Origin of the sequence: Marinobacter sp. LV10R510-11A (assembly GCF_900215155.1) — a bacterium.
Taxonomy (GTDB): Bacteria; Pseudomonadota; Gammaproteobacteria; order Pseudomonadales; family Oleiphilaceae; genus Marinobacter.
In genome coordinates this window covers 3485875-3499469 of sequence record NZ_LT907980.1, presented here as the reverse complement: position 1 = coordinate 3499469, position 13595 = coordinate 3485875, and the positions used below count along the sequence as shown (strand labels likewise).

Annotated in this window: 10 protein-coding genes; 4 read left to right on the top strand and 6 right to left on the bottom strand. The window is 54.2% G+C overall.

Translation table 11 applies throughout. The annotated features are described in order from the left end of the window. Positions 1–5: 5 nt before the first annotated feature. The 4 genes from CPH80_RS16855 to uvrD form a co-directional block, all read right to left on the bottom strand. The gene (locus tag CPH80_RS16855) at positions 6–1190 is read right to left on the bottom strand and encodes a WD40 repeat domain-containing protein (RefSeq protein ID WP_143752934.1); all 1185 of its coding nucleotides are present in this window, start codon (positions 1188–1190) and stop codon (positions 6–8) included. After that, positions 1187–3115 carry an alpha/beta hydrolase gene (locus CPH80_RS16850; protein WP_096279625.1) on the bottom strand — a complete coding sequence of 643 codons (1929 nt, stop codon included), beginning with the start codon at positions 3113–3115 and terminating at the stop codon, positions 1187–1189. Before CPH80_RS16850 ends, CPH80_RS16855 begins: the two co-directional genes overlap by 4 nt. Continuing rightward, positions 3116–3460 carry a DUF4123 domain-containing protein gene (locus CPH80_RS16845; protein ID WP_143752933.1) on the bottom strand — a complete coding sequence of 115 codons (345 nt, stop codon included), beginning with the start codon at positions 3458–3460 and terminating at the stop codon, positions 3116–3118. A 193-nt stretch (positions 3461–3653) separates the two neighbouring features. Continuing rightward, positions 3654–5819: a DNA helicase II gene (gene uvrD, locus CPH80_RS16840; protein WP_096279621.1), complete on the bottom strand. Its 2166-nt coding sequence runs from the start codon at positions 5817–5819 to the stop codon at positions 3654–3656. Between the two features lie 241 nt (positions 5820–6060). Here uvrD and CPH80_RS16835 point away from each other — a divergent pair, with 241 nt between their 5' ends. From CPH80_RS16835 to CPH80_RS16825, 3 genes are read left to right on the top strand one after another with little or no spacing between them, the layout of a single operon-like run. Then, a complete protein-coding gene (locus CPH80_RS16835; RefSeq protein ID WP_096279619.1) occupies positions 6061–7674 on the top strand; it encodes a methyl-accepting chemotaxis protein in 1614 nt (537 codons plus the stop codon). A 33-nt stretch (positions 7675–7707) separates the two neighbouring features. Next, positions 7708–8922 (top strand): hypothetical protein, encoded by a 1215-nt coding sequence (locus CPH80_RS16830; protein ID WP_096279617.1) that lies wholly within the window; start codon positions 7708–7710, stop codon positions 8920–8922. A gap of 11 nt (positions 8923–8933) precedes the next feature. Continuing rightward, complete coding sequence (locus CPH80_RS16825) at positions 8934–9347, top strand: phosphate ABC transporter substrate-binding protein (protein ID WP_096279615.1); 414 nt, start codon at positions 8934–8936, stop codon at positions 9345–9347. Positions 9348–9415: 68 nt separating this feature from the next. Here CPH80_RS16825 and CPH80_RS16820 read toward each other — a convergent pair whose 3' ends face one another. Continuing rightward, complete coding sequence (locus CPH80_RS16820; RefSeq protein WP_096279613.1) at positions 9416–10870, bottom strand: NAD-dependent succinate-semialdehyde dehydrogenase; 1455 nt, start codon at positions 10868–10870, stop codon at positions 9416–9418. Positions 10871–11042: 172 nt separating this feature from the next. Here CPH80_RS16820 and CPH80_RS16815 point away from each other — a divergent pair, with 172 nt between their 5' ends. Continuing rightward, a complete protein-coding gene (locus CPH80_RS16815) occupies positions 11043–12056 on the top strand; it encodes a histone deacetylase family protein (RefSeq protein WP_096279611.1) in 1014 nt (337 codons plus the stop codon). Positions 12057–12082: 26 nt separating this feature from the next. Here CPH80_RS16815 and thiI read toward each other — a convergent pair whose 3' ends face one another. Further along, positions 12083–13537, bottom strand: a complete 1455-nt coding sequence (gene thiI / locus CPH80_RS16810; protein ID WP_096279609.1) for a tRNA uracil 4-sulfurtransferase ThiI — start codon at positions 13535–13537, stop codon at positions 12083–12085. Positions 13538–13595 lie beyond the last annotated feature (58 nt).

The following is a 13595-nucleotide window of genomic DNA, read 5'->3' as shown; positions in this document are numbered from 1 at the left end:
TCATGCTATTCCACCACCCAGACCCGCTCCAACGTCAGCTTGTCTGGGTCGAACTGATACACGCTGATACCACCGGCAGACTGGTGCCCCATCGCCAGAATGCCCGATTCGGGTGAGGTGGCGATGGCTGTGTTGCGGTCGTACTGACTGCCGTAGGTGACCAGTTTGGGCGATTCGCCAAGATCAAAATACTTCACGGGCCAGGGGCCACCGGTTTTGAACAGGGCGGCGAAGTGGCTGTTGTTGCCGAAACGGAGGTAATATTCGCTGTTGTGGATGAAGGCGACGGCGATCGTGATATTGCTGGGACCTTCAGGTGCTTCGATGAGGCCGCTCTGATCAAAATAATCCGCATCGTCTTGGCCGTCTGGAAGGTCGTCATCAAATAGTCCTGAAAAGTAAGCGGCATTGCGCATTCGGTCCTCAGGCTGGGAAGTATTCCACGCAAGACTAATCCCGTTTTCATCCGCGCTAATCACCCATTGACCATCTGGGCTTATGGCAGCGTGGGTTTTGGAAGAATTGCCATCCAGTTTGATAGCTGGTTGTCTGGTTTCGAGATCCCATAAAGCAACGCTGTACAGGTGTTGATAATCTGCCCCCTGATCCAGAACTTCTTGTAACGACCGGTAATAAGGTGGCTCAAATCCTTTGGGCTCGCCACTCCCTGCAGAAACCATCCATTGCTCAGACTCGTCCATCGAGAGATTGAGGAGCTTGTGATAGCCAAGAAAAGCTCTGCCATCGGTCGCTTTGATAGTCTCTGTAGATCCGTCTTCCGATCGTCGAAAAATGCCCCAGCCAATGCCAGAGTAATAGTAGGTGCTGAGATCCTGGGTAATAAGGTGACCATAGGTTGGCTTTTCCAGTTCAAAAGCTGTTTGGATCTCACCGTTTACCGACTGAGTAGTGACAGTATTGTCGAGATCCTGCCAAAGAAATAAAGGCTGATTTTTGATGAAGTATGCGCTGTAGATATTTGCGTTGCGGCTGATGATCTTACGGCGATGCCCTTTCAAGTCCCAAAGAACCAGTTTCTGATCCCTGTGGGCGGTGATGGCATATGCCCCGTTTGAGGAAACTGAGGCGCTCATGATCGGCCCGGAGGAATGATAGACTTGCCACAAGCCGTATCCCGCAGCTAACGTAAGCCCCAGTAACAAAAGCACCCGTAGATTGAATTTGCTCACCAGTAACGTCCAAACTTTGAATTTGCCAACAATCGGTTCTTCATGATTTCTCGCTGATAGACTTCTTTGAACAGCTCTTGAGTGGGGATTCTCATCCCTGAATGGCTAAACAACCAAGTTGATTGGTCAGTTTGTTCAACCACTTGATCGGTGACTAGTCGATTGATGGATTCATCAAAGTCGGCTGTATTCTCGTCCAATAATTCATTGAGTCCCACATACCCCAGCGCAGGCCGAGGCGGTTGTTCCGGTACCCAATTATTCACCGCAAGCTTTTTCAGGCGCAAAACATAATCCTTGGCCACCTGCGGGCTTATGCTAGCCCGGTGGTTTAAGGGTGCCATCAGGGTGTAATCAGGTGGTCGTTCGCCGTTGCGCAGACAGTCTATACAGGGCTTCCACAAGGCATTCGCTTCGGCAAGGATGTCTTTTTCTAGTCTCACCCAGTTTTCTTTGACGGTTTGTTTGAGTGCTTCGGGTACATACAAAGAGCGCTTGGAATAGTCTAACTTCCACGTCAGTGGCAAGTAGTCTTTGTAGAGTTTTTCGATTGCCGGCTCGAAGCCATTATTCAAGAAGTTCGGGAAAGTCCACCATTTTTTACCATAGACTCCTCGTGCGTAACCGAATACGTCGTCCATGGTGTCCTCTGCGGTTACGAGATTCCATGTGACTTCTTTTATAAGCTTTGCAAAAGATCCAGGTCCGGGGGACGGAACTTTCCGCGACAGATCTTGATAGTCTGCGGATCCGAGGATGCCGTCTCCACGGGAATGCAGTACCACGATTTTGCGGGCCGCGCTGTGGGCTGAAGGAAACACACCCAGCCCCAAAGGGTGTACATCACGGCTGCTGTCGTTGGTAAGTGCGTTATCGGCAACGGCGGGTTGCCAGAGAAACAGGTGATCGACCAGATTGCTCTTCCCGATAGTGCCCAGAATGTTCAGGGCGGTGAGTGCCACCCGGGCACCGAGAGAGTGGGAAATCAGGTTGATGGCAATACCTGCCTCTGCCAGTTGCAGCAATAGCGGAGCCAGGCGCCGCCCCACTGTCATGGCATTTAGCTCCGCCTGCATAAAGTCGGTGGAACCGGTATCCCCCGGCCAGGAAATGTTGATGATGCGGCTATAGGGCATCCAGTTCTCGCCGTCGAAACCCGCTGCGCGGTTCAACTGGTACTCCATATGAATCGCCCAGTTGTGGGCGCCTGCGCCATTCAATTGATCTTCTTTCGGTGGGGTGGCGCTGGTGTCCGACAGGGCTTCGGCATCCTGCCATGTGGTGGCTTTATTTGGGTGCCAGGCGTTGGTGGGCGTTGGTCCATGGCCACCATATCTTTTTTGGCTATCTTTGCGGTTCAGGAATTGCCCCCATTCGCCCTGGGGCACGTTGTAGCCGTGTATGTAGATGAGCGCGTTATTCCCGTTTGCCCTGAAATAATCCAGCTGTTCGTCCGTCAGCAAGTCTTCAGAGGCGGGCGCTGCGTCGCGCAGGTTAATAATCACCGGTGGTGGCAGGTGTATCGCCGTTGCTTCGCGTTCGCCTTGGATGACGGTGAGCTCTATGCCTTCGTCGAGGTGCTGGCCGGGGGCGAAACGGCGCTGTTCACTCACGGTGTCGAACCCGATCAAATGCTCCCCCTCCGGCTCCTCAGGCCAAAACCACTTCGCGTTGCCTGTCACGAGCTTGGTGAAGCGGGCTTCTGCATTGTCTGGCGTATGTTCTGTGCCATCCTGCAGATCGGCGGTTACGACCTTACCGCTCTCATCCTCGATTTTACCGGCATTGATAAAAGCCCTCGGTCGTCTGAGGTTGTCGGAGCGGCGCAACAGCACGTTTGCGGTTTCGTGCTTGCAAACGGGCGCGCCGTGGGCCCCGAGAGGCGCTGTGCTGGGTGAGAAGGGCAGATTGCTAGTGGGTATCATTCAGGTTCCATCCTGTGAATGCGATAGTGTTGCAAGCACTTTCAGTGTGTCGAACCAGTAGGCTCCCTGCCTTGTTCTGCGTACGGTCTGGAGCCATTCTTCACTCTGGGCCGTAGTGGGCTGGATGATCAGCGGGCCATCAAAGGCTTGTTCTCGGTATTCTGAGTAAATATACGGCAAGTCGTAAATGGGTACTGGGTCGTGCTCAAACAATAGGCGCAACACCTCAGGGTGCTTTGCCTGATCAACCAGATACCCGCAGGCTTCTTCGCTCGATGGATCTGCGTGCTGGTAAAACGACGTGGTTGTGTGAGCCTTCTGGCTCAGGGCTGTGGAATCCGTCATGGCTGCCTTCATCTATCCTTAGATGACCAGAAAATGCAGGGTGATAGTAGCCGAATGCGGAAACACTGTCACCCACCTGATTTTTCAGAACCAAAGTTCAGAAATGGCGTACTGAAAAAAGAGGTGGATGAGCTTTGTGGTCAGACTCGCCGGGGGCAGTATCTGGCTCAAAACACTTCCACCGCGCAGACTCCTAGCAAGCCTCCAACGGCGCATAGGCCAACACCAGCCACTTTGCCCCTTCATCAAAATTCACCTGTATCCGCGTGTGATGACCGCTGCCCTCGGCGTTCATTACAACACCCTCTCCAAATTTTGGATGCCGAACTCGCTGGCCCAGACTGAAACCGGATTGCTTCGCAGAATCCTGGCTGAACAGACCCTCATTGGGCCGTTCGAGCATTGCCGGGCGAGTTACAGTGTTGCGTAATCGCACTTCCTGCAGACAGTCGCCAGGGATTTCCCGCACAAACCGGGAGAGTGCGTTAAATTTCTCTTGGCCGTACAACCTTCGGGATTCGGCGTAAGTGATCACCAGCTTTTTCATGGCGCGGGTGATGCCCACATAGGCCAGCCGGCGCTCTTCCTCCATGCGCCCCGGTTCTTCCAACGACATGCTGTGGGGGAAAAGCCCTTCCTCAACACCGGCAAGGAATACAAGCGGGAATTCCAAGCCCTTGGCAGAGTGCAGGGTCATAAGTTGTACGCTGTCTTCGTGATCTTCCGCTTGGGATTCACCGGCATCTAGGGCTGCCTGGGCAATGAATTCTGAGAGCGGATCGACACCTTCTTCTACTGCATAATCGGTCAGTGCGCTAACCAGCTCTTCCAGGTTTTCAACTTTTTGTTGAGCCTTCTCGCCTTTTTCATTGGCGTGGTAGTCCTTCAGGCCACTGGCTTCGATGGTTTGCTTCATAAGACCGTGAAGAGACGCGTCTTCCGCCGAGGCGGATAGCTCTTCAATAATAGTAATGAACGACTGCAAACCGGTTTTTGCTCGTCCCTTCACCTGGCCGGCCTCCAGCAACCGCTCAGATGACTCCCACAGGGAGATACTCTGGTTGCTTGCGTATTCGCGGATCTCGGCCAGGCTTTTGGCGCCGATACCCCGGGTGGGCAGGTTTACCACGCGCTCGAAGGCTGCGTCGTCCCGGCGATAATGCACCAGCCGCAGATAGGCCAGCGCGTTGCGGATTTCCTGCCGGTCGTAAAAGCGCAGGCCACCGTATACGCGATATGGAATACCTTGGCGCATCAAGGACTCTTCCAGTACCCGAGACTGTGCGTTGGAGCGGTACAGGATGGCGGATTCGCTGCGCAGATTGCCCTCATTAACCCACCCGGAAATGCTGTCAGCAATGTAATTGGCCTCATCCTGTTCATTAAATGCCGCGTACAGGTTGATTGGCTCGCCTTCTTCTCCATCCGTCCAAAGCTCTTTACCCAGCCGGCCTTGGTTGTTGGCGATGACCGAGTTTGCGGCTTTCAGAATCAGCTTTGTTGAGCGGTAATTCTGTTCCAGCCGCACTAAGCGGGCATTGGGAAAGTCGCGCTGGTATTGCTGGATATTCTCTACTTTTGCACCGCGCCAACCGTAAATAGACTGGTCGTCGTCGCCCACCACCGTCAGCGGAACACGGTTACCGGCCAGCACTTGCAGCCAGGCATACTGAATTGTGTTGGTGTCCTGAAACTCGTCCACCAAAATATGCTGAAAGCGCTGCTGATAATGCGCCAGCAACTGCGGCCGGTGTAGCCATAGCTCGTGGGAACGCAGCAATAGCTCGCCGAAATCCACCAGCCCGCTCTGCTGGCAGAGCTGCTCGTAACGGCGGTACACCCTCACCATGGTGGAGGTGAAATGATCCCCTGGGTTTTCCTGAATATGGTCTGCCCGCAAGCCTTCATCTTTCTGGCTGCTGATAAACCACTGGGCCTGCCTAGGCGGGAACTGGCTCTCATCAATCTGCGCCTCCCGCATTACCCGCTTGACCATCCGAAGCTGATCATCGCTGTCCAGAACCTGAAAATTCTCCGGCAACCCGGCATCCTTCCAGTGCGCTCTCAACAAACGATGGGCGATACCATGAAACGTACCGAACCAAAGGCCCCGAGTGGGGATGTCCATCATCTGCTCGATGCGATAACGCATCTCCTTGGATGCCTTGTTGGTAAAGGTAACCGCGAGAATCCCTGTAGGCGGAACTCGATCCACCTGCATCAGCCAAGCAATCCGGTGCACCAGCACCCGGGTTTTACCACTTCCGGCACCGGCCAGAACCAGTAAGTGGTCGTTCTGTGCCGTAACTGCCTCGCGTTGGGCGTCATTCAGGGAATCAATAATGTGAGAGACATCCATTGAGAAATCACTGTAGTCCGGTGAATTGGAAATTCAGGCCGTAGATTATAACAACTCAGGCCCTGCCCTGCCCTGATCCCTTACGGCGATTGCGCGCTATGCGTACACATGACTATAAAGTTACTGCAAAATCAGCCGATAACAGAACATAACAGTACGAAACATAACGTCCGTTTCGCTTGCTAACAATGCCTTATACACTCGCCCCGCACACTTGGGCTATGCCCCTCAGGGAAAGATTATGCTGTCATCACTAAAGATTTCACAAAAGCTTGGTCTGCTTGTCAGTATCGCCATTCTCGCCTTCCTGATCAGTCAGGGTTTTGCGTTTATGACGGAGCGATCCAACTCTGAGCGCCTGAGTGAGGTAAAAGATCGCCTCTATCCAACTCTGGAACTGACCACAATCAACGAAGGTCAGTTAAAGTTGATGGAGCAGCAGATCAGTGGCGCGGTTACCACGGGCGACGATCAGCAGCTTGAGGCAACCCGAGCCTATCGCGACACCATTGCGACCAACATGAAGAAGATCGCTGAGCTGAGCCCCGCCCAAGCCGACACCATCCGAAAGCTTAGCCGTGATCTGGACAACTACTACGACAATGCCACCCGCATGGCGACCACCATTATTAATGGCACTGCCGACTTCAGCCGTATCGGCGACGATGCCGCACGCAATGCCGAACGCCTTGAACAGCTTCAGGCCGGGCTAAAAACCATGCTGGAAACCAACCGGGCCAAGTTTCAAAGTGCTATTTCAGAAACCGTTGAAGCCTCAAGCAACGCCCAGACGCTGGCCCTGATCATCTTGGTTGTTACCATTATTGTACTGATCGCCATCAGCTTGGTGATCGGGCGTTCTATATCCTCAAGTCTTACGCAAATTATCGATTCCCTGAAAAACATGGCCTCCGGCGAAGGTGACCTGACCCAACGCCTGAACTACGAAGGCAGGGACGAACTCCGGGAGCTGGTTGACCAGTTCAATCTGTTCGTCGCCAAGCTTCACAAATCGTTTGCCACCATCAGCGACGACGTGAGCAGCCTCAACACGGCCACTGGCCACCTGACCAACGCCAGCCAGGCAAACCTGAAACGCATCAGCAGCCAGGCACAGGCCATTTCCTCAACCCGCAACTCTGTAGATGAGCTGGTAAAAAGCGTTGAAGAAGTAGCCGGATTTGCCTCCAGCGCATCGGATCAAACCCAGGACGCTGCCCGCTTTGCCCAGTCTGGCCAAGAAAAAGTTCAGAATAATGTGTCAACCATCCGTGAGCTGGTACATGAGATCGAGAATACCGCGGGCCTGGTCAATCAGTTTGACGAGTTCTCGGCACGCGTAGGCGGCCTGCTAGACACCATACAAACCGTCGCAGAACAAACAAACTTGCTGGCTTTGAACGCTGCCATTGAAGCCGCCCGTGCCGGCGAACATGGTCGCGGCTTCGCGGTGGTTGCTGATGAAGTGCGGGGGCTGGCTGTACGCACCCACAAAGCAACAGAAGAAATCCAAGGCGTGATTTCAGAGCTCTCCAAGCTTTCGTCTTCTGCGGTCACGTCCATGAAATCCAGTGTTAACAAGGCCCACGAAGGCGTAGAAGCAACCACCGAATCCGGTGAAATACTTTCCCGCATTCTGCAGAACGTGCAGCAAATCAGTGAGCTTAATGAACAGATTGCTGCCGCTACGTACGAACAAAGCACCACATTTAACGAAGTCACCACCTACATGACGGATATGCACCGAAATGCTGAGGCAGTAATGGAGAGCACGGATGAGCTGGATAGTGTCAGCCGTGACATCCAGAGCGTCAGCAATGGTCTTCAAACCGTTGCCGGTCAGTTCCGTGTGTAAACCAACTACGAAAAACCTTACGGATCGAAAACTATGAAAAAACTGCTACACCTTGCTCCACTGGCCCTGGCCATTGCTGCGAGCTCCGCCTCTGCACAGAGCACTGACGACACATTGGCTCGCATGCAGCAGCAGCTTAACTCCATGCAGCAACAGTTGAATGCCGCTAAAGATGACCGTGTTCGCTTCAACGGCTTTTTTAGCACTGGTGTGGCGCGCGCCAGCAACGACGCAGGTTACGCTGGCATCACCGAAGACACCAACGTGGCGGATCTGAGCCTGCTGGCACTGCAAGGCACATTTGATGTGACCGAAAAAAGCCAAGCCGTTCTGCAACTGGTTGGTCGCGGTGCTGACGACTGGGAACCACAAGTAGAGTGGGCCTATCTTAGCCATCGCCCTACCAACAACCTGCAGTTGCGAGCGGGCAAAATGCGCATTCCGTTCTTCATGTACTCCGACTCCCTTGAAGTCGGTTACGCCCAGCCTTGGGCGCGCCCGCCACAAAGCGTTTATGGCCCGATTGCGATCACCAGTTATGTCGGTGCCGATGCCACTTATAACTTTAACTTTGATGACTCGTCTCTCACCGCAACTGTCTTTACCGGCTTTACCGACGAAGATGGCAACTCCGGGGATGTGCAGTTGCGCAATATCGGAGGACTAAACCTGACATGGACTGACTATGTCTGGACCCTGCGCGGTGTTGCCACCACGGCTGAAGCAGACATTGATGCCACCCGGCTTGGACAGCTAGCCGCAAGCAACGGCATTCCTCTGCCCGCAGGCGCCACTCAATTAGCCTCAGGAGACCGGGGCAACTTCTACGGAGTTGGTGCAAGCTACGATGACGGCAAGTGGCAAATCATCAGTGAAGTCACCCGGGTAGAAGTAGATGGCAAATTCGCAGATACCGACTCCGCCTATCTCTCTGTAGGCCACCGCTTTGGTAGCTGGACGCCTTATCTGGCCGCAGGCTGGACAGAAAGCAAGGATGAGAACGAGCGCAACGGTGCCTTCATTGCTGTGCCAGGCCTTGTTGTTCCCGAGTCAATCCTGAACTATCAGCGCGAGGAATACAGCGTGGGTACACGCTGGGACATCACCCCGGGCGTCGCCATCAAGGCGGATGTAACTCACGTTCGCGGGCTTGAGAAGGGCTATGGCAACCTGAACACTACTTATATGTTGTCAAACACCACCAACAGCACCAACGTATTCACCCTCAAACTCGACTCAGCGTTTTAACGGAGGCTCCCATGAAAAAGCTAAGCCTGATTTTTGCGGCCAGCTTGCTGGTCAGCCCCCTTGCATTGGCTGATGTCGTGATTATTGGTAACCCCGCTGGCCCAGACAGCATCACCGACAACCAGGTGCGTGATCTGTACCTGAACCGCAGCAACCAGCTACCAGACGGGCAAAAAGCCACACCGTTTGAGCTGCCGGGAGGCAATGCCATTCGCGCCGAGTTCCACGACAAGATCACCGGCCGCAACGATGCCCAGCTCAAGGCATTCTGGTCAAAGCAGGTATTCACTGGCCGTGGCCAGCCGCCTGCAGAGGCCGCCAGCCCGGCTGCAATGAAGGCCCAAGTCTCATCAACACCAGGCAGTATCGGCTACATGGATGAAGCCGACGTAGACAGCTCTGTGAAGGTTATTCTTAAACCTTAAACAGTAGCCAAAAACAAATAAGGCGAGCCAATGGCTCGCCTTATTTGTATACAGAACTTGCTAAGACATCAGAACCCTCTAGGCACCGTTTGCGCTTCCACAAACTCAAACAGCCCCTCGAGCCCGCCTTCGCGGCCAGTGCCAGAGGCTTTCATGCCACCAAAAGGTGCTTCAGGCGCAGGCCCGGTGCCAGTATTCCAGCCCACATGGCCGAATCGCAAGCCAGCGATCACTCGTTGAACACGTCCAGCATCTGCCGTAAACACGTAAGAGGCTAGGCCAAACTCAGTATCGTTACCGGCTTCAATCACCTCCTCCTCGGTGCGGAAGCTGGCCATCGGCACCAAAGGCCCAAAGGTTTCTTCCCTGGAGCAGCACATATCCCGTGTCACGCCGGAAATAACCGTTGGCGGGAAAAACAGGTGCCCGTCGCCCAGATCACCTGGCTGTTTGCCGGCAATCAGCGTAGCGCCTTTGTTCAACGCATCTTCCAGATGGCGCTTCACCTTGTCGAAGCCCGCTTTGTTGATCAGCGGGCCAAGGTCGACATCGCCTGCAATACCATCGCCCACGGTCATCTTGTTCACGCGTTCCGCGAGTTTCTCGCCAAAGGCATCTATCACCTTCTCGTGAACAAAAATCCGGTTTGCACACACACAGGTCTGCCCACTGCCACGGAATTTGTTCGCAATCAGGTTGTCTGCTGCAGCATCTAGGTCCGCATCGTCAAACACGATATACGGCGCATTGCCACCCAGCTCAAGAGCCAACTTTTTAATCTGGTCGGCGGTATCCACTATCAGCTTGCGGCCCACTTCAGTGGACCCGGTAAAGCTCAGCATGGGCACATCTGGGCTTTCACACAGAACCTTGCCAATCACACTGGCCTTACCCATAACCAGGTTCACCATGCCATCTGGTAGATCCACGTGTTTATCCAGCAGTGCGAATAGAGCAATCATGGTCAATGGTGTTTCACTGGCCGGTTTGATTACCGAAGGACAACCCGCTGCCAAAGCGGCGGAGAGCTTTTTGGCAATCATGCCTATGGGGAAGTTCCACGGCGTGATTAGCCCGGCGACCCCGATGGGGCGATAGTGCACAGTCCAAGCGCAGTCCTTAGGTCTTTCTGGGAGCGTATGGGCGTCCAGCGCCTGGATATGCTTGGAATAATAATCGAAAAAGCCGGCCGCGTAATCCACCTCACCTTGGGCTTCGTTTAAGGGCTTGCCATGCTCCAAGCACAGAATTCGGCCCATTTCGTCCTTGTTCGCCCGGAGGGCGTCACGGATATCTTCCAGCCATTTTCTGCGGGTTTCAATGCTGTACGGGTTGGTCAGCCGTAGTGCCGTCTTGCCTGCATCAACCGCCGCCTTTACCTCGCTTTCTGGCATGGAGGCTACCTGCGCAATCACTTTACCCGTTGCCGGGTTATAAACGTCAAAGGTGCTGCCCTGTTCGTTGCCGGTCCAGCGACCGCCGATGTAGCCAGTCAGCGTTTCCAGCAGTGGTGACTCGATCATTTCGGCTCCTATTCATTCATTAACGACACCCGGTAAGGTGCACAGTTGCGTCGGTTGGGTATGTCTTCCATAGTGGATGCAGAATCTCAACCTGTAAAGCCGATAGCCCGGCTTTTGACCATTCTCCATCTGTGCCTATACTCGAAGAATCAGAAATCTCGGAGGTCGGATAATGAAAGCGTTTTTCCATCCTGCACAAGATCAGCACTGTCCGAAAACCTACTTCACTCGGGGCCAGATGCGAGAACCCCAGGAGGTACCAGATCGTACCCGCCAAATGCTGGAAGGTCTGAAGGAAATGGGTATTCCGATCCTGGAACCGGCTGATCATAATGCAGGGCCCATTTCCAAGGTGCACGACTTGGGATACCTACGTTTTCTTCAATCCGCCCACCAGCGTTGGATAAAAATGGACGACTGGGGCGAAGAGGTAATTTCCAATATCTTCGTTCGCGCGCCGAATCACCTTACCGGCATTCTAGCGGAGGCAGCCAGGTATCAGTCAGACGGCAGCAGCCCCATTGGCGAGCATACATGGAATGCAGCCTATTGGTCCGCCCAGAGCGCGCTTGGCGCAGCAGACGCCATACTTGAAGGCGACCGCGCCGCCTATGCTGTGTGCCGCCCACCAGGACACCACGCGCGCAAGGATTCTGCCGGTGGCTTCTGCTATCTCAACAACGCGGCCATTGCTGCCGAGCACATGAAATCTAAATTTCCACGTTTGGTTATTCTTGATACCGACATGCACCACGGCCAAGGTATCCAGGAGATTTTTTACGATCGCAGCGATGTGCTTTATATCTCCATCCACGGCGACCCCACCAATTTTTACCCTGTGGTTAGTGGGTTCGAGAATGAGCGAGGCGAAGGCGAGGGTTACGGCTACAACATCAATATGCCAATGCCTCACGGCTCGTCAGAAGACGTTTTTTTCGAGAAGTTGGAAGAAGCCATGATAGCCATCGGGCTATTTCAGCCAGATGCACTGATCTTGACCTTGGGCTTTGATATTTACAAAGATGATCCCCAGGCCAAGGTTTCCGTGTCTTCAGAAGGGTTCTGCCGGCTCAGCTCGCGCATTCGCGAGCTCCAACTGCCAACGCTGGTGGTTCAGGAAGGCGGTTACGATCTGGATACCCTTAGCGAAAACGTACAGCAATTCTTCAAGGGCATGGCCGACTAAATTACCAGTGAGGTGACGGAAAGCCATTAAAAGGCGGGTGCGTAAACCTTGATGTTTTCGTGCCCTTCGGCCTTCAGGTGCACCGCGTGCATGCGGCTCATCGTGCCTTTATCGCAATACAGTAAATACTGGCGATTTGCGGGGAGCTCTGGAACCTTTCGGTTCAGTTCGTAAAACGGAATGTTCAATATCTTGTTGCCGGTAAGCTGCAGCGGCGAATGCTCGCCTTCTGCTGGATGGCGCACGTCAATAATTATATCGCTAACAGCCGGCGTTTTTACCAGATCAACATCTTCCGGTGTAGTGGTGGTTTCGAGCAATTTGCTCACCGGGGTATCTTCACGGGCGTCAATTGCACGCCGCAACACCTGCGGGTCCATTGCCACCTCCTCTGCCTCCACCCGGCTCAGGCGCGCCCGCGTGGCCGGTTTTTGAGATATCACACCGCAATATTCAGGCATGGTACGGGCATAGGGTTCCGTGCCGATTTCCCGGGCAATACCAATAATGGTTTCCTTATCCATGGCAATCAGCGGTCGCAGAACGACTTCTTCGCTGGCCCGATCGACCACATTTAGGTTGGTCAGGGTCTGGCTCGACACCTGGCCTGCCGCATCGCCGGTTACCAGCGCAGCCGCATTGTTGTTCCGGGCAATCTCGCTGGCTGCTTTCAGCATCTGCCGCTTCAGAACCACACCCCAATGCCGATGGCCAACCGAGCCCATAATTTCTTCCACCACACCGTCAAAGGGCACGGAGATAAACTTAGCTCCATGAGAAGCGCCGTAACGATTCCACACATAATGAACTACCTGCCGCACACCTACTTCGTGAGCCACGCCGCCAAGGTTGAAAAACAAGAAGTGGCTGCGTAAACCCCTGCGCAGCATCAGGTACGCTGCCACGGAGGAATCGTACCCCCCCGATACCAGCGTCATTACGTTCTCGACGCTGCCCAGCGGATAGCCACCCAGGCCGCGGTGCCTGCGATGAGTAATGTGGAACTGGCCCTCCCGCACCTCGATGCGCACGTCTACCTCCGGCGAACTCAGATTGACACGGGCACCACAAGCAGCCTGCATCAACGCGCTGCCGACCGCTCGCTGAACATCACCGGAGCGGAAACTGTGTTCACCATGGCGCCGGGCACGAACAGCAAAGGTTTTCCCGTCGAGACGACCAGCAAAGGCCGCCACGACTTTCTCTGCAATATCATCAAGGCTGACAAACGGAAACGCCGCAATTTCCTGAATGGTGGAAATACCGGGAATACGCAAAAGCTCATCGACTACGGTGCCGTTCAGGCCCCGGCCTTCGGGCACTTCGACATCCACTCTGTCCCAGCTGCCATCTACCACAATATCGTGATCCAGCCGGGCCAGAAGTTTACGAACGTTCTGGCACAGATGACGCATCTGCCGACGGCGAACAGGTTTGCTTTTAATAGCGACTTCTGGGGCAGGACGAATAAGCAGTTTCATAAATGGGAGTTTGTCGGATGGTGTATGATGAGAAAAGCGCTTAGTGTAACGTTTCGGC